Origin of the sequence: Streptomyces sp. NPDC058741 (assembly GCF_042746715.1) — a bacterium.
GTDB lineage: Bacteria > Actinomycetota > Actinomycetes > Streptomycetales > Streptomycetaceae > Streptomyces.
Window position 1 is genome coordinate 15,635 of sequence record NZ_JBHYQH010000056.1, and the last position, 17,120, is coordinate 32,754.

Annotated in this window: 10 protein-coding genes; 4 read left to right on the forward strand and 6 right to left on the reverse strand. The window is 73.2% G+C overall.

The window, feature by feature from the left end:
- Positions 1-20 precede the first annotated feature (20 nt).
- From ACFW6P_RS29175 to ACFW6P_RS29185, 3 genes are all read right to left on the reverse strand, one after another.
- Positions 21-893: a trypsin-like serine protease gene (locus tag ACFW6P_RS29175; RefSeq protein ID WP_386425371.1), complete on the reverse strand. Its 873-nt coding sequence runs from the start codon at positions 891-893 to the stop codon at positions 21-23.
- Between the two features lie 118 nt (positions 894-1,011).
- Positions 1,012-1,500, reverse strand: coding sequence for a PaaI family thioesterase (locus ACFW6P_RS29180; RefSeq protein WP_386353725.1), 489 nt, complete (start codon positions 1,498-1,500; stop codon positions 1,012-1,014).
- Positions 1,501-1,555: 55 nt separating this feature from the next.
- Positions 1,556-3,835 carry an FdhF/YdeP family oxidoreductase gene (locus ACFW6P_RS29185; protein ID WP_386425373.1) on the reverse strand — a complete coding sequence of 760 codons (2,280 nt, stop codon included), beginning with the start codon at positions 3,833-3,835 and terminating at the stop codon, positions 1,556-1,558.
- A 312-nt stretch (positions 3,836-4,147) separates the two neighbouring features.
- Between ACFW6P_RS29185 and polA the strand changes: the two genes are divergently transcribed.
- Positions 4,148-6,877 carry a DNA polymerase I gene (gene polA, locus ACFW6P_RS29190; protein WP_386353729.1) on the forward strand — a complete coding sequence of 910 codons (2,730 nt, stop codon included), beginning with the start codon at positions 4,148-4,150 and terminating at the stop codon, positions 6,875-6,877.
- Positions 6,878-7,461: 584 nt separating this feature from the next.
- Here the strand turns inward: polA and ACFW6P_RS29195 are convergent.
- On the reverse strand, positions 7,462-8,358 hold the full coding sequence (locus tag ACFW6P_RS29195; RefSeq protein ID WP_386425375.1) for a DUF4184 family protein: 897 nt from the start codon (positions 8,356-8,358) through the stop codon (positions 7,462-7,464).
- 376 nt (positions 8,359-8,734) lie between these two features.
- On the opposite strand from ACFW6P_RS29195, the gene ACFW6P_RS29200 reads away from it, so the two are divergent.
- The gene (locus ACFW6P_RS29200; RefSeq protein ID WP_386353731.1) at positions 8,735-10,486 is read left to right on the forward strand and encodes a lytic transglycosylase domain-containing protein; all 1,752 of its coding nucleotides are present in this window, start codon (positions 8,735-8,737) and stop codon (positions 10,484-10,486) included.
- A gap of 108 nt (positions 10,487-10,594) precedes the next feature.
- On the opposite strand, the gene hrpB is transcribed toward ACFW6P_RS29200, so the two are convergent.
- Together hrpB and ACFW6P_RS29210 are read right to left on the reverse strand one after the other, a co-directional pair.
- Entirely contained in the window at positions 10,595-13,123 is a 2,529-nt protein-coding gene (gene hrpB / locus ACFW6P_RS29205; RefSeq protein ID WP_386353745.1) for an ATP-dependent helicase HrpB, read from the reverse strand.
- Positions 13,124-13,283: 160 nt separating this feature from the next.
- Complete coding sequence (locus ACFW6P_RS29210) at positions 13,284-14,096, reverse strand: class I SAM-dependent methyltransferase (protein WP_386425378.1); 813 nt, start codon at positions 14,094-14,096, stop codon at positions 13,284-13,286.
- 360 nt (positions 14,097-14,456) lie between these two features.
- Here ACFW6P_RS29210 and rpsA point away from each other — a divergent pair, with 360 nt between their 5' ends.
- Positions 14,457-15,956: a 30S ribosomal protein S1 gene (gene rpsA / locus ACFW6P_RS29215; RefSeq protein WP_030246602.1), complete on the forward strand. Its 1,500-nt coding sequence runs from the start codon at positions 14,457-14,459 to the stop codon at positions 15,954-15,956.
- A gap of 172 nt (positions 15,957-16,128) precedes the next feature.
- The gene (locus ACFW6P_RS29220; RefSeq protein WP_386353734.1) at positions 16,129-17,067 is read left to right on the forward strand and encodes a PAC2 family protein; all 939 of its coding nucleotides are present in this window, start codon (positions 16,129-16,131) and stop codon (positions 17,065-17,067) included.
- The last annotated feature ends 53 nt before the right edge of the window (positions 17,068-17,120 follow it).

The window sequence follows — 17,120 nt, forward strand, 5'->3', positions numbered from 1 at the left end:
GGGAGGCGGTCGTCCGCGGGCTACGGCAGCCGGGTGAACGGCGCCAGGAAGGCCCGGGCGCCGGGGGTGTCCAGGCGGTACGTCACGTTGGTCGCGTAGCAGGGGGAGTCGCCGGTGACGGTGGTGGAGGCGAGAACGCGCCTGCCGTCGATCACCGCGAAGTTGGGGCCGCCGGAGTCGCCGTAGCAGGCGCCTCCGTTGCCCTGCGGCGCGGTCATCGCCAGCCGGACCCAGGAGGCGTTGAGGGCGTCGAAGGAGACGGGTGCCTTCATGCGGACGCCGCCGCCGGGGTGGGTCTGGCCGCCGGGGCCGTTGGCGGCCTCCTGGGTGCCGTAGCCGGCGACGGTCCAGTCGACGGCGTCGAGTCCGCGCGGGCCGAGGGTGTCGAGCCGGCCTGCCGTGGGCAGGGTGGCGGGGGTGAAGCTCCAGCGTGCCGCGACCTTCGCGGCGGGCAGCTGGACCACCGAGATGTCGCGGGTGTCGGAGGCGGGGCCCGGGTAGTCGGGGTGCGAGTGGGCGGTGCCCTCGACGGCGACGGCGGCCGCCTGCGCGGCCGGGTCGCCGGGGTGCCGCTTCGCCGCCGCGTCGAGACCGGCCTGCACGTCCTGGTCGAGGGACACGTGGAACCGCACGTTGTCGGGCCAGTCGGTGGTGCAGTGCGCGGCGGTCAGGAAGGTGTCCGCGTCGATCATGGTGCCGGAGCAGACCCAGTCGACCCGGTCCGGGGTGGCCGGGTCGGCGTCGTCGTCCCAGGTGGCCACGAGCGCGCCGACCTCGGTGCGTTCCGGGGCGGGGGCGGCGTTGTAGGAGTTGATGGCCGAGGACGGCAGCGCGGTGGCGAGCACGGCGGCGCAGGCCGCGGCGGTCACGGTGAGGGCGCGTACGGAGGTCAAGAGAAACCCTTCTGGGGGTGGGGCGGGCCTTCTCCTGTGGGGGTGGAGCGTCAGTGAAGCGCCCGGGGGCGGCCACGACAAGAGCGCGCCCGCCCCTCCAGGGTTTTCCCTACGTCGCTCAGCCCGTGCCGCGGACTGTCTCCTCGTCGCCCGGCCGCACCTCGCGCAGCAGGCAGGTCAGCCGCGCGGTGCACACCCGCTTGCCGCCCTCGTCGGTGATGACGATCTCGTACGTGGCCGTCGACCGGCCCCGGTGCACCGGGGTGGCCACGCCGGTGACCAGGCCCGAGCGGGCCCCGCGGTGGTGGGTGCAGTTCAGGTCGACGCCGACGGCGATCTTGGAGCTGCCGCCGTGCAGCATCGAGCCGATCGAGCCCAGCGTCTCGGCCAGCACCGCGGAGGCCCCGCCGTGCAGCAGGCCGTAGGGCTGGGTGTTGCCCTCCACCGGCATCGTCCCGACGACCCGCTCCGGAGACGCCTCGGAGATCTGCACGCCCATCCTCGTCCCGAGGTGGCCCGCGGAGAACAGGGCCTGGAGGTCCACGCCCAGCGCGGCGTACTCGTCGATGACCTCCTGCGGGAACTTCACATGCTGCTGCTCACCCATGGGGCCGGGCTCCGTTCGTCCTGATCACTACGGCTACCTCTGCGACTGCGAACGCTCAGTCGGCCGCCGATTGTTCCAGACGCACCACGACGGACTTGCTGGCCGGGGTGTTGCTGGTGTCCGCGGTGGCGTCGAGCGGCACCAGCACGTTGGTCTCCGGGTAGTACGCGGCGGCACAGCCCCGGGCCGTCGGGTAGTGCACGACCCGGAAACCGGGCGCCCTGCGCTCCACGCCGTCCTTCCACTCGCCGACCAGGTCGACGTACGACCCGTCGGCCAGCTTCAGCGCCCGGGCGTCCTCCGGGTTGACCAGCACCACCCGGCGGCCGCCCCGGATGCCCCGGTAGCGGTCGTCGAGGCCGTAGACCGTGGTGTTGTACTGGTCGTGCGAGCGCAGCGTCTGCAGCAGCAGACGGCCCTCGGGCAGCTCGGGGAACTCCACGGACGCGGCCGTGAAGTTGGCCTTTCCGGTGGCCGTCGGGAAGCGGCGCTCGTCGCGCGGGGCGTGGGGGAGCGCGAAGCCGCCGGGGCGGGCCACGCGCGCGTTGAAGTCCTCGAAGCCGGGGACCACGCGCGCGACGCGGTCCCGGATCGCGGCGTAGTCCTTCTCGAACTCCTCCCACGGCGTGGCGCTGTTCCCGCCCAGCACGCGGCGGGCCAGCCGGCACACGATGGCCGGCTCCGACAGCAGGTGCGGGCTCGCGGGCTCCAGGCGGCCCCGGGAGGCGTGCACCATGCCCATCGAGTCCTCGACCGTCACGAACTGCTCGCAGCCGCCTCGCGCATCGCGCTCGGTGCGGCCCAGCGTCGGCAGGATCAGCGCCCGCGCGCCGGTGACGACGTGCGAGCGGTTCAGCTTCGTCGACACGTGCACGGTCAGCCGGGCCCGCCGCATCGCCGCCTCCGTGACCTCCGTGTCGGGAGAGGCGGAGACGAAGTTGCCGCCCATGGCGAAGAAGACCTTCGCCTCGCCGTCGCGCAGGGCGCGGATCGCGCGGACGACGTCGTAGCCGTGCTCCCGCGGCGGGGCGAAGCCGAACTCCCGCTCCAGAGCGTCCAGGAACGCGGGGGCCGGGCGCTCGAAGATGCCCATCGTCCGGTCGCCCTGCACGTTCGAATGGCCGCGCACCGGGCACACGCCCGCGCCCGGGCGGCCGACGTTGCCGCGCAGCAGCAGGAAGTTGACGACCTCCCGGATCGTGGGCACGGAGTGCTTGTGCTGGGTGAGGCCCATCGCCCAGCACACGATGGTCCGTTCGGAGGCGAGGACCATGCGCAGGGCCTGCTCGATGTCCTCCCGGGCCAGCCCCGTCGCGGTCAGCGTCTCGTCCCAGCCGGCGGCGCGGGCGGCCTCGGCGAACTCCTCGAACCCGTGCGTGTGCTCCCGCACGAACGCCTCGTCGACCGCGCCCTCCGTCTCCAGGATCAGCTTGTTCAGCAGGCGGAACAGGGCCTGGTCGCCGCCGATGCGGATCTGCAGGAACAGGTCCGTGAGCGCGGCGCCCTTGAGCATGCCCCGCGCGGTCTGCGGGTTCTTGAAGCGCTCGAGGCCCGCCTCGGGCAGCGGGTTGACGCTGATGATCCTCGCCCCGCCGGCCTTGGCCTTCTCCAGAGCCGTGAGCATCCGCGGGTGGTTCGTCCCCGGGTTCTGCCCGGCCACGATGATCAGGTCGGCCTGGTACAGGTCCTCCAGCAGGACGCTGCCCTTGCCGATGCCGAGCGTCTCCGACAGGGCCGAGCCGGACGACTCGTGGCACATGTTCGAGCAGTCGGGCAGGTTGTTCGTGCCGAGCTCGCGGGCGAAGAGCTGGTAGAGGAACGCTGCCTCGTTGCTGGTGCGGCCCGAGGTGTAGAAGACGGCCTCGTCGGGGGAGCCGAGGGCGGCGATCTCCTCCGCGACGATGTCGAAGGCACGCTCCCAGGTGACCGGCTCGTAGTGCGTGCCGCCCTCGGGCAGGTACATGGGGTGGGTGAGGCGGCCCTGCTGGCCCAGCCAGTAGCCGCTGCGGCCGGCCAGGTCTGCGACCGGGTGCGCGGCGAAGAACTCGGGCGTCACCCGGCGCAGCGTGGCCTCCTCTGCGACGGCCTTCGCGCCGTTCTCGCAGAACTCCGCCGTGTGCCGGTGCTCCGGCTCGGGCCAGGCGCAGCCCGGGCAGTCGAAGCCGTCCTTCTGGTTGACGCCCAGCAGCGTCAGCGCCGTGCGCCGCACGCCCATCTGCCGCCGGGCGGCGCGCAGCGTGTGCCCGATCGCTGGGAGCCCGGCCGCCGCGTGCTGCGGCGCGGCGACCTGCGGCGCGTCCTGGACCGGATCACCCTTGGGCGGCTTCGACGCCATCGCACGCTCCCCTTCCACTGCGCTGTGAAGTACGTCTCCGATCCTCGCACGGGGCGGTGACAGCGGGTGAGCGCGGGTTCGCCCGAAGTTTCCGCCTTGCCTGGTGTCCCGGTGCTGCCTGTCCGGTGTCTGTGCGCCGTTCCGAGTTCGCCGTCGCGCCTCGTGTCTCGGCGTCTGTTCGCCGTACCGCCTCGTGTCCGCGCGCCGTCCGCCGTCCCCGCGCGGCACCTGCGGCCCCGCCCCTCGCCCCGCGCGGCCGGTGGCAGACGGGGGCGGGACCGAGTGTCAGTGGGGCGTGGCAGGATCGGGGGCGTGGCAGAGACAGCATCGAAGACGACGACCGACAAGACCTCCGGCGGCAGCCGTCCGCGACTGATGCTCATGGACGGGCACTCGCTGGCCTACCGCGCGTTCTTCGCGCTGCCCGCGGAGAACTTCACCACCGCGACGGGCCAGCCCACGAACGCGATCTACGGCTTCGCCTCGATGCTGGCCAACACGCTGCGCGACGAGGCGCCCACGCACTTCGCGGTCGCCTTCGACGTCTCCCGCAAGACCTGGCGCTCCCAGGAGTTCACGGAGTACAAGGCGAACCGCTCCAAGACGCCCGACGAGTTCAAGGGCCAGGTCGAGCTGATCTGCGAGCTCCTCGACGCGATGGGCGCGGCCCGCTTCGCGGTGGACGGCTTCGAGGCGGACGACGTCATCGCCACGCTCGCCACGCAGGCCGAGGCCGAGGGCTTCGAGGTCCTCGTCGTCACCGGCGACCGGGACTCGTTCCAGCTGGTCAGCGAGCACACCACGGTGCTGTACCCGACCAAGGGCGTCTCCGAGCTGACCCGCTTCACCCCGGAGAAGGTGTTCGAGAAGTACGGCCTGACGCCCGCGCAGTACCCGGACTTCGCCGCCCTGCGCGGCGACCCCTCCGACAACCTCCCCGGCATCCCCGGCGTCGGCGAGAAGACCGCCGCGAAGTGGATCAACCAGTTCGGTTCCTTCGCCGAGCTCGTCGAGCGCGTGGACGAGGTCAAGGGCAAGGCCGGGCAGAACCTGCGCGACCATCTGGAAGCCGTCAAGCTCAACCGCCGGCTCACCGAGCTGGAGCGCCGCGTCGAGCTCCCCAAGGGCGTCTCCGACCTGGAGCGTGCCGCGTACGACCGCAAGGCCGTCGCGATGGTCCTGGACACCCTGGAGATCAGGAACCCCTCGCTGCGCGAGCGGCTCTTCGCCGTCGACCCGGGCGCCGAGGAGGCCGAGACGACGCCGGTCAGCACCGAGGGCGTGCAGCTGGACGGCGCGGTGCTCGGCACCGGCGAGCTGGCCGGCTGGCTCACCGAGCACGGCAGCGAGCCCCTCGGCGTCGCCACGGTCGACACCTGGGCGCTCGGCACGGGCTCCGTCGCCGAGGTCGCCCTCGCCGCGCCCGGCGGACCGGCCGCCTGGTTCGACCCCTCCCAGCTGGACGAGGCCGACGAGACGGCCTTCGCGGCCTGGCTCGCCGACGCCGGCCGGCCCAAGACCTTCCACAACGCCAAGGGCGCCATGCGGGTCTTCGCCGAGCACGGCTGGAGCGTCGAGGGCGTGCGCATGGACACCGCCCTGGCCGCCTACCTGGTCAAGCCGGGCCGCCGCTCCTTCGACCTGGACGCCCTGTCCCTGGAGTACCTGCACCGGGAGCTGGCCCCCGCCGCCGCGGCCGACGGGCAGCTCGCCTTCGGCGCGGACGACGCGGCCGAGGCCGAGGCCCTGATGATCCAGGCCCGCACCGTCCTCGACCTGGGCGAGGCCTTCGAGAGCCGTCTGGAGGACGTCGGCGCCGCCGACCTGCTGCGCGACATGGAGCTGCCCTCGTCCGCGCTGCTCGCCCGCATGGAGCGGCACGGCATCGCGGCCGACCGGTCGCATCTGGAGGCCATGGAGCAGATGTTCGCGGGCGCCGTCCAGCAGGCGGTCAAGGAGGCCCACGCGGCCGCCGGGCACGAGTTCAACCTGGGCTCGCCCAAGCAGCTCCAGGAGGTCCTCTTCGGCGAGCTGGCGCTGCCCAAGACCAAGCGCACCAAGACCGGCTACACCACGGACGCCGACGCGCTGGCCTGGCTCGCCGGGCAGACGGACAACGAGCTGCCGGTGATCATGCTCCGCCACCGCGAGCAGGCCAAGCTCCGCGTCACCGTCGAGGGCCTGATCAAGACGATCGCAGCGGACGGCCGCATCCACACCACGTTCAACCAGACCGTCGCCGCCACCGGCCGCCTCTCCTCCACCGACCCGAACCTGCAGAACATCCCCGTCCGCACCGACGAGGGCCGGGCGATCCGCCGCGGCTTCGTCGTCGGCGAGGGCTTCGAGTCGCTGATGACGGCCGACTACAGCCAGATCGAGCTGCGCGTGATGGCGCACCTCTCCGAGGACGAGGGCCTGATCGAGGCCTTCACCTCCGGCGAGGACCTGCACACCACCGCCGCCTCCCGGGTCTTCGCGGTCGAGCCGGGCGCGGTGGACGCCGAGATGCGCCGCAAGATCAAGGCCATGTCGTACGGCCTGGCCTACGGGCTGTCCGCCTTCGGCCTCTCCCAGCAGCTGAACATCGAGGCGGCCGAGGCCCGCGCCCTGATGGACGCCTACTTCGAGCGGTTCGGCGGCGTACGGGACTATCTGCGCCGGGCGGTCGACGAGGCCCGGGCGACGGGATACACGGCGACGCTCTTCGGCCGCCGCCGCTACCTCCCCGACCTCAACAGCGACAACCGCCAGCGCCGTGAGGCCGCCGAGCGGATGGCCCTCAACGCGCCCATCCAGGGCACGGCGGCGGACATCGTCAAGATCGCCATGCTCAAGGTGGACGACGCCCTGAAGGAAGCCGGGCTCGCCTCCCGCATGCTCCTCCAGGTCCACGACGAAATCGTCCTGGAGATCGCCCCCGGTGAGCGCGAGACCACGGAGGAACTGGTCCGCCGGGAGATGTCCGACGCCGTCCACCTCCGCGTCCCCCTGGGCGTCTCGGTGGGCGCGGGCCCGGACTGGGAGTCGGCGGCCCACTAGCCGCCGTGCCTGCCCGGGCGGGAGCCCGGGCAGGAGGGTCGCGGGAGCCTGCGCGGGGCGGGCCCGGTGCGCACGGGGCGGCCCCGCCCGCATCCCCGCCCGTCCCGTCACCCACGTGGCCCCCGACAAGGCGCCCCCCGCCCACGCCCCTGGCAAAGATGCGGGCATGGGTATACGCACGCTCCTCAGCCGCACGGCGTCAGGCCTGGCACCTCCGGCGGTTCCGGTGTTCGCGGCCGGCGCGAGCACGGCCCGCGTCCCTGTCCCCCTCACCACGACCCTGCGCCGCGCGACGACGGATCTCCGGAAGCGCCTCTCTCACCCAGGGCGTCCGGACGGCCCCGTCGCTGCGCCGACCGGCCCCGGCGGAGCCGCCGCCCCACCCGTCGCCCCATCCGCTACCGCCCCACCGGGCGCCACCGCTCCGGCCGGCACCGGCGGCAAGGGCTCAGCCCCGCGCACCCCCCGCGAGCCCTGGGCCGGCCTCGCGCGCCGCTGCCTGCCCCTCGTCGTCACCCTGCTCCCACGGCACCGCCCCGCGCACACCACCATCACCGTGTACATCGTCCTGAGCCGGGACGCCCTCAGCGGACCGCTGAACGGCTCGGCTCCTCACCGCCGACGCGGCCGGGACCACCGAGGACCGGAGCCGGACGCCACAGTCTGACTCCCACGGCGTACAGCAGCAGCGCCGGTACGAGCCCCGCGCCCGCGCCGAAGCACACCGTCGGGACGATCTCCCAGGCCTTCGCGTCCGGTCCCCAGAACGCCCACCACCGCGACGCCCGCTGCACCGCCCCCGCGCACGCGAAGCCCACGATCACGGCCGCGGCCACCCAACGGTCCCGCACCGACAGCCACGGGACGCCCACCGGCCGCACCGGCTCCACCCGCGCGGGTCCCCCCGGCCCCCGCCCCGGCACCGTCACCCGCCGCAGCCCCCGCGCCACGAACACCGCGATCACCACCGCGGCCACCGCCGAACCGCCGTACTGCAGGTACCAGTACAGCGGCGAACCCGCGATCTCCCGCCCCAGCACGGGAAACAGCCGCATCCCCCACCGGTCGAGATGTGTGAAGGCGTCCCACACGACATGGGTCAGCGCCCCCAGCGCCGCGGACACGTACCACCGCGCCACCAGCGACGGCCGCACCCGCGCGCGAGGCGCCCCGCACCGCACCCACGCGGCCACCCGCCCCTGACGCGCCCGCGGCAGCAGCGCCACCACGGGCTCGCGCAGCAGCAGCCACAACCCCACCAGAGCCCAGGCGATCAGCACGTCGACCGTGAACACCCCCGGAACCGAGTGCGTGACGTCGCCGAACTCCTTCGCCCCGGACAGCGCACTCGCTGCGTAGTAGGTCAGGTCGGGAGCAAAGGAACCCGCCACCAGCACGGCGGGCACCAGCCGTCCCCGGCCCGTCCCGTCGGCGCGGACGGCGGGCAGAACGGCCGCCGCGTGGCTCAGCGTGAACGGCAACTCGGCTCCTCGCGGCGGTCGTTGCACCGGGCCGGGAGCGGCCCGGCGGTCAGTGGCCCAGTATGCGCGATGCCGTCCCGCCACCGCCGTCACGGCCGTAGATGGCCGACTGGTGAAAACGGGACGGGAACGGGTGCCCGAGCAAAGCAAGTTGTCGTAGGGTCACCAGGGTCGCCGTGTCGGGGACGCGCCGAACGCGTGACGGAGGCGCAGAGGCAGGCCCCAAGAGGACCACAGCAGAACAGAGCAGAACAGACATGTGCCCGCCAGGGGGCAACCACCCGGGCGGGTCGATCGTCACAACAGGACGAACACAGCACACAGAGCGCGTCAGACACAGACGGGCGCTCGGGCGTCCAGGGGAGGGGTTCACTCTATGGCGGCGCAATTCGGCAGGAGGCTGCGCAAGGGGGCGGCGACGACCGCCGTGGCCGCGGTGGCGGTCGCGGCCCTGTCCGCCTCCCAGGCTCCGGGCGTGAACGCCCACGGCAGACAGACCGCCGCGGACGCCACCCCCTCGCCCGAGGTGAGCGCCTCCGACGGCAGCGCCACCGGCAACTCCCCGTACTACACGGATCTGCCGCCGCTGAAGAGCCCGAACCCGTCCCCGTCCACCGGACCGGCCCCCAGCGGCCAGGGCGAGACCGAGTCGGGCATCCCCGCGACCGTCCTCGACGCCTACAGGAAGGCCGAGGCCGCGCTCCGCGCGTCCAAGCCCGGCTGCAACCTGCCCTGGCAACTCCTCGCCGCCATCGGCCGCGTGGAGTCCGGGCAGGCCCGCGGCGGGCGCGTCAAGGCCGACGGCACCACCCTCTCGCCCATCCTCGGCCCGCAGCTCGACGGCAACGGCTTCGCCCTCATCAAGGACACCGACAACGGCGCCTACGACGGCAACAGCACCTTCGACCAGGCCGTCGGACCCATGCAGTTCATCCCGTCCACCTGGGCCTGGGCGGGCCGCGACGGCAACGACGACGGCAAGAAGGACCCCAACAACGTCTACGACGCCGCCCTCGCCGCCGGCCACTACCTCTGCCGCAACGACTGGGACCTGTCCGACCAGAGCCACCTCGACCGGGCGATCCTCAGCTACAACAACTCGCGGGACTACCTGAATCTCGTCATGAGGTGGCTGGACTACTACCGCAAGGGCGCCCACGAGGTCCCGGACGGCACCGGCACGCTGCCCGGCGACCGCGGCGACGGCGGGGCCGGAGCGAGCCCCGGCCGCCCCGCGCCGAACACCCCGGAGGCGCCGACCACTCCCGGCTCGGGTTCCTCCACGCCGAAGCCCGGAACCGAGCCCGGCAAGCCGGGCGGCGGCACGCCCGCCCCGAAGCCGCCCACCACCCCGCCCGCCCCGCCGAGCACACCGCCCTCGACGTCCCCCACCCCCACCGACACGGTGGACCACCTGGAGGACGCCGGGACCGCGAAGCTCACCGCCATGGCCGGAGACACCTTCAGCCGGCGGATCAGCACCCGCGCGGAGACCGAGGCCGGCGAGGCCGTCGCCAAGGTCCGGATCCGCTTCACGATCGTCGGTGACACGGACACCACCTTCACCGGCGGCGAGAGCGTCGCCACCGTCGCCACCGACAGCTCCGGCGTGGCCGTCGCGCCCGCCCTGCAGGCGGGGGAGACGACGGGCACCGTCACCGTCCGCGCCACCGTCGTGGGCCGTACGGTCGCGGGCCTCGACTACAAGGCCACCGTGACCGAGCGGGCCGCCGACAAGCTCGTGCGGACCGGTGAGGGCGCGCTGACCTGCGTGCCCGGCGGCGAGTTCGCCGACCGGGTCGGGGTGAAGGCCACGTACCAGGGCGCCGTCGCCGACGGTGTCGCGGCCACCGCCACCCTGCTCGCCGCGCCGGACGCCGCCGCCCCCGGCGACCAGGGCCCCTACTTCAAGGACGCCGACGGCAAGGCCGTCCGCACGCTGACGGGTCTGAGGACGGACGCGAAGGGCCTGCTGACGCTGCCCGAGCTGTACGCGGACGACACGACCGGCACGTTCCTGCTCCGCGTCACCACCGCGGGCGGGGCCACCCTCACCGTCGAACTCACCGTGGCGGCGGCCGAGACGTCCGCACCGAGCCCGTCGGCCAGCCCCAGCCCCAGCGCATAGCTCCGGTCAGGGAAACGTCGCAGAACAGTGCCCCTCTTCTTCTCGAGAGGGGCGCTGTTCTCTCCGCCCGGGACGTGTCCGGCCGCCTGGCCACGCAGCCGTCACCGGTCAGCTCTTGAGCCGGGCCTTGGTGTGCCGCGTCGGCTCGGCCCGGGCCGGGTCCTCGGGCCACGGATGCTTCGGGTACCGCCCGCGCAGCTCCGCCCGGACGCCTCGGTAGCCGTCCCTCCAGAACGAGGCCAGATCCGCGGTGACGGCGACCGGCCGCCCGGCCGGGGACAGCAGGTGCACCAGCAGCGGCCCCCCGGCGACCCGGGGCGACTCCCGCAGCCCGAACATCTCCTGCAGCTTCACCGCCAGCACGGGCTGCTCCGGCCGCGCGTAGTCGATCCGGATCCTCGACCCGCTCGGCACGGTCATCCGCTCCGGCGCCAGTTCGTCGAGCCGCCCGGCCTCCCCGGAGGCCCAGGGCAGCAGCCGTGCCAGGGCCTGCCCGGCATCGATCCGCGCCAGGTCCGCCCGCCGCCGCGCCCGGCTCAGCTCCGGCTCCAGCCACTCGTCCACGCGCGCGTGCAGCGCGTCGTCGCCGACGTCCGGCCAGGGCTCCCCGAGCCGCAGCCGCAGGAACGCCAGCCGCTGCCGCAGCACCCCGGCGTCGGCGGACCACCGCAGCAGCCCGAAGCCCTCCCGCCGCAGCCCCTCCAGCAGCGCATCGCGTACCAGCCGGGGGTCGGCGTCCTTGAGCGGACGCACCGCCAGCTCCACGGCCCCCAGCCGCTCCACCCGCCGGGTCACGACGTCCCCGCCGTCCCAGCGCACCTCGTCCCGCTCCTCCAGCAGCGCGCCCGCCGCCAGCCGCGCCACGTCCTCGTCGACCACGGCCCCGAGCCGCACGCGCGCGTGGCCCTTCCCCGCGGGCCGGTCGGCGACGGCCACAGCGATCCAGGGGGCACCGCGCAGGCCGCTGCCCTCACCGGCCTCCGCCCGGGTCCCGGAGACCATGAGGCACGAGGCCCCGTCCCGCCGGGCGACCCGCTCGGGAAAGGCGAGCGCGGCGACGACCCCGACCTGCCGCTCCTCCGGCGACGCCTCCACCGCCTCGACGGGGCCTCCACGCACGCCAAGGGGTGTGTTCTGCGCACACGTGGTCCGCAGCCGCCGGACCTCGGTCCGCCACCGCGAGGCATAGGCGTCACCCCCGCGCCGTGCACGGCGCAGCGCATCCGCCAGATCGTCGCCGTACTCGCGAGGCGCCTCCTCGCTGAGCAGGGCGACCACCTCCGCCGCCCGCTCGGCCCCCACCAGCGGCACCGAGTCGAGCAGCGCCCGCCCCAGCCGCGGATGCAGCCCCAGCCGGGACAGGGCGGCACCCCGCTCCGTGGCCCGCCCGGCCGCGTCGACCGCCCCGACCGCCGCCAGCACCTTTCGTGCCGCCGCCATCGCCCCGGACGGCGGCGCGTCCAGCAGGGCCAGCCCCGTCGCCTCCGGATCCCCCCAGCACGCCACCTGCAGCGCGAACGCGGTCAGGTCGGCCACCTTGATCTCGGGAGCGGGAAAACGCGGCAGACGCGCGTCCTCGGCCTCCGCCCAGCACCGGTACACGACCCCCGGCGCCTCACGCCCGGCCCGCCCCGCCCGCTGCCGCGCCGCCGCCTGCGACGCCCGCACGGTCGTCAGAGCGCTCAGCCCGCGCGCGTGATCGACCCGGGGCTCGCGCGCCAGCCCCGCGTCCACGACGATCCGCACCCCCGGCACCGTCAGCGACGACTCCGCGACGGACGTGGCGAGCACCACGCGGCGCCGATCCCCGGGGGCCAGCACCGCGTCCTGCACGGCGGCCGGCGCCCGCCCGTGCACCTGCAGCACCTCCACATCGCCGAGCCCCGTGAGCTGCCCGGCGACCCGGGCGATCTCCCCGACGCCCGGCAGGAAGCACAGCACGTCACCGTCCCGCTCGGCCAGTGCCCGCCGCACCACCGAGGCCACGTGCGCCAGCAGCGCCGGATCGACGCGCGTCCCGTGCGGCGGCCGCACGGGACGCACCGGCGGCGCCCACACCACGTCCACCGGATGCGCCGCCCCCCGCGCCTCGACCACCGGCGCCCCGCCCAGCAGCCCGGCCCATCCCTGCGCGTCGGTCGTCGCGGACGCGGCCACCAGCCGCAGCTCAGGCCGTAGGGTCTCCCGCACGTCCCACAGGAACGCCGCCACCGTGTCCGCGTCCAGATGCCGCTCATGGCACTCGTCGAGCACCACCACGTCCACCCCGGCCAGCTCCTGGTCGCGCTGCAGCCGCTGGAGCAGGACACCGGTGGTCACGACCTCCACGCGCGTGCGGCGCCCGACGACCCGCTCCCCGCGCACGGTGTGACCGACGCTCTCACCGGGCTTCTCGCCCAGCAGCCACGCCATGCGCCGCGCGGCCGCCCGGGCCGCGATCCGCCGCGGCTCGGCCACCACGACCCGCCGAGCCGGTCCCTCACCGAGCAGCCCCGCGAGCGCCAGTGGCACCAGCGTCGTCTTGCCGGTGCCGGGCGGGGCCACCAGGACCGCCGTGCCGTGGCCCTCCAGGGCCTCGTCCAGGGCGGGCAGGGCACCGCGTACGGGCAGGGCGTCGAGGGCGTCGTCACGGATCACGCCCTCAGTGTCGTACGACACCGTCCGCACCCCGCACGCGCGTGTGCGGGGGACAGGAGGCGGGCGACGGCGGCGGGGTGCCAGTCCGCGCCCCGCACGCGCGTGTGCGGGAAGGGCGGAGTACCAGAAGGCGGCGTCACCCCACGCGCGTGTGTGCCCGTCAGCCGCGCTCGCAGACGAAGATCGCCGTCCCCGGGACCAGGTGTCCGCGCAGGCGGGACCAGCCGCCCCACTCGGAGCTGTTCCAGTCCGGCCACTCCGGCTCCACCAGGTCGACCAGCCGGAAGCCCGACGTCACGACGTCCCGGATCCGGTCGCCGAGCGTGCGGTGGTGCTCGACGTAGACCGCGCGGCCCTCGTCGTCCTGCTCGACGTAGGGCGTGCGGTCGAAGTACGAGGCCGAGACCGACAGGCCCTCGGGCCCTGGCTCGTCCGGGAAGGCCCAGCGGATCGGATGCGTCAGGGAGAAGACCAGACGGCCGCCGGGCCGCAGCACCCGCCGCACCTCGCGCAGCACCAGCCGAGGATCGGCGACGAAGGGCAGCGCCCCGTACGCCGAGCAGGCCAGGTCGAAGGAGCCGTCCGCGAAGGGGAGCGCACCGGCGTCGGCGCACACCAGGGGGAACCCTCCGCCGATGCGCAGCGCGTGCTGCAGCTGCCGGTGCGAGATGTCCAGGGCGACCGGGCGTGCCCCCTGGGCGGCCAGCCAGCGCGAGCACTGCGCGGCGCCGGCGCCGAGCTCCAGGACGTCCTTGCCCTTCAGCTCCTCCGCCGGGCCGAGCAGCTCCGCCTCCACCTCGTCCAGACCCTCGGGACCCCACACGAAGCGGTCGTCGCCGAGGAAAGTGCCGTGCTCGCTCTGGTACTCGTCCGCGTTGCGGTCCCACCAGCCACGGTTGGCGCGGGAGCTTTCCGCGACACCGGCGGCACGCCGGGTGGCCTCGGGTTCGGACGCTACGGGCTCTTGGATGATCGGCTCCCTCGTCGTACTCTTCCGTCCAGCCGGTCGGGGTCGCTCATCCGGGGGGCGTCACCCGGCCTGCGTGGCCTCGGTGGACACGACTTGTGCCGGAAATGCGGCGTTCTGCCCCGCGTGGGCGGCTTCGCGCATTGACCCTGCCCGGCTGCCCCCGTATGCTACAAGTTGCGCTGCGGGCCTGCGCACCTCAGACGTAGCAGGCTGCGCTCGCATCTGTTGTATGTCCCCTCGGTTGTCGAGGCGCCACCGGCTTTCATGTGGCGCTTCCTTGGCTGTCCGGCTTCTGCAGAGCGAAACGGGCTCCCGGCGTAGCAGTACCTACGACTCAATGTCCGTACCGGAGCCCTTTCCCACATGACGAGCAGCACCGAGACCACCGCCACCACCCCGCAGGTAGCGGTCAACGACATCGGTAACGAGGAAGCCTTCCTCGCCGCGATCGACGAGACGATCAAGTACTTCAACGACGGCGACATCGTCGACGGCGTCATCGTGAAGGTCGACCGGGACGAGGTCCTGCTCGACATCGGTTACAAGACCGAAGGCGTGATCCCGAGCCGCGAGCTCTCGATCAAGCACGACGTCGACCCCAACGAGGTCGTCGCCGTCGGTGACGAGATCGAAGCCCTTGTTCTCCAGAAGGAGGACAAGGAAGGCCGCCTGATCCTCTCGAAGAAGCGCGCCCAGTACGAGCGTGCCTGGGGCACCATCGAGAAGATCAAGGAAGAGGACGGGATCGTCACCGGTACCGTCATCGAGGTCGTCAAGGGTGGTCTCATCCTCGACATCGGCCTCCGTGGCTTCCTCCCGGCCTCCCTGGTCGAGATGCGCCGCGTCCGCGACCTCCAGCCCTACGTGGGCAAGGAGCTCGAGGCCAAGATCATCGAGCTGGACAAGAACCGCAACAACGTGGTCCTGTCCCGCCGTGCCTGGCTGGAGCAGACCCAGTCCGAGGTCCGCCAGACGTTCCTCACGACCCTCCAGAAGGGCCAGGTCCGTTCCGGCGTCGTCTCCTCGATCGTCAACTTCGGCGCCTTCGTGGACCTGGGTGGCGTCGACGGTCTGGTCCACGTCTCCGAGCTGTCCTGGAAGCACATCGACCACCCCTCCGAGGTCGTCGAGGTCGGCCAGGAGGTCACCGTCGAGGTCCTGGACGTCGACATGGACCGCGAGCGTGTCTCCCTGTCGCTGAAGGCGACCCAGGAAGACCCGTGGCAGCAGTTCGCCCGCACCCACCAGATCGGCCAGGTCGTGCCCGGCAAGGTCACGAAGCTGGTTCCGTTCGGTGCGTTCGTCCGCGTGGACGAGGGCATCGAGGGTCTGGTCCACATCTCCGAGCTGGCCGAGCGCCACGTGGAGATCCCGGAGCAGGTCGTCCAGGTCAACGACGAGATCTTCGTCAAGGTCATCGACATCGACCTCGAGCGCCGTCGCATCAGCCTCTCGCTGAAGCAGGCCAACGAGTCCTTCGGTGCCGACCCGTCGGCGGTCGAGTTCGACCCGACCCTGTACGGCATGGCCGCGTCCTACGACGACCAGGGCAACTACATCTACCCCGAGGGCTTCGACCCCGAGACCAACGACTGGCTCGAGGGCTACGAGAAGCAGCGCGAGGAGTGGGAGCGCCAGTACGCCGAGGCGCAGCAGCGCTTCGAGCAGCACCAGGCGCAGGTCATCAAGTCCCGCGAGGCCGACGCCCAGGCCGAGGCCGAGGGTGCCGGCTCCGCCGGTGCGGCTCCGGCCGCGTCCGGTGGCGGTTCGTACTCCTCCGAGGGCCCGGACAACTCCGGCGCGCTGGCCTCGGACGAGGCGCTGGCCGCGCTCCGCGAGAAGCTCGCCGGTGGCCAGAGCTGAACGCTCACTGAGCAGTAGCTCCTGACCGAGGGGCCGTACCTTCCGAGGTGCGGCCCTTCGGTGCTGTCCGCGCCCTCGTCCCCGCCGGTCGAGAACGATTCCTGCCTCCTCCGGGGAATGCCCGTGCCCGCGACGGCGTTGCGGACTACGAACACGAGGAGGAGCGGTCACTGTGCTTGATCCGCAGGGTTTGTACGCATGGGAGCCGAAGGGACTGGCCGTCGTCGACATGGCGCTCGCCCAGGAGTCGGCCGGCCTTGTCATGCTCTACCACTTCGACGGATACATCGACGCGGGGGAGACGGGCGACCAGATCGTCGGCCGGCTGCTCGACGCACTGCCCCACCAGCTCGTCGCCCGCTTCGACCACGACCGGCTCGTGGACTACCGGGCCCGCCGCCCGCTGCTGACCTTCAAGCGCGACCGCTGGAGCGACTACGACGACCCCGCCCTGGAGGTGCGGCTCGTCCAGGACGCCACCGGCGCGCCCTTCCTGCTGCTGTCCGGACCCGAGCCGGACGTGGAATGGGAGCGCTTCGCCGCCGCCGTGCAGCAGATCGTGGAGCGGCTCGGCGTCCGCCTGTCGGTGAACTTCCACGGCATCCCCATGGGCGTCCCGCACACCCGCCCCGTCGGCCTCACCCCGCACGGCAACCGCACCGACCTCGTGCCGGGCCACACCAGCCCCTTCGAGGAGGCGCAGGTGCCCGGCAGCGCCGAGTCCCTCGTCGAGTACCGCCTGATGCAGGCCGGGCACGATGTCCTGGGCGTCGCCGCCCACGTCCCGCACTACATCGCCCGCTCCCCGTACCCGGACGCGGCGCTCACCGTCGTGGAAGCCGTCACCGCGGCGACCGGGCTGGTCCTGCCCGGCATCGCCCACGCGCTGCGCACCGAGGCCCACCGCACCCAGAACGAGATCGACCGTCAGATCCGGGAGGGCGACGAGGATCTCACCGCGCTCGTGGAGGGCCTCGAGCACCAGTACGACGCCGTGGCCGGGGCCGAGACCCGCGGCAACATGCTCGCCGAACCGGCGGACATCCCCTCGGCAGACGAGATCGGCCGCGAGTTCGAGAAGTTCCTGGCGGAACGAGAGGGCGACGTCTGACCGGGCGTCCCCGCGCCGCTGACGGGGCACGGCGACGTCTGACCGGGCGTCGC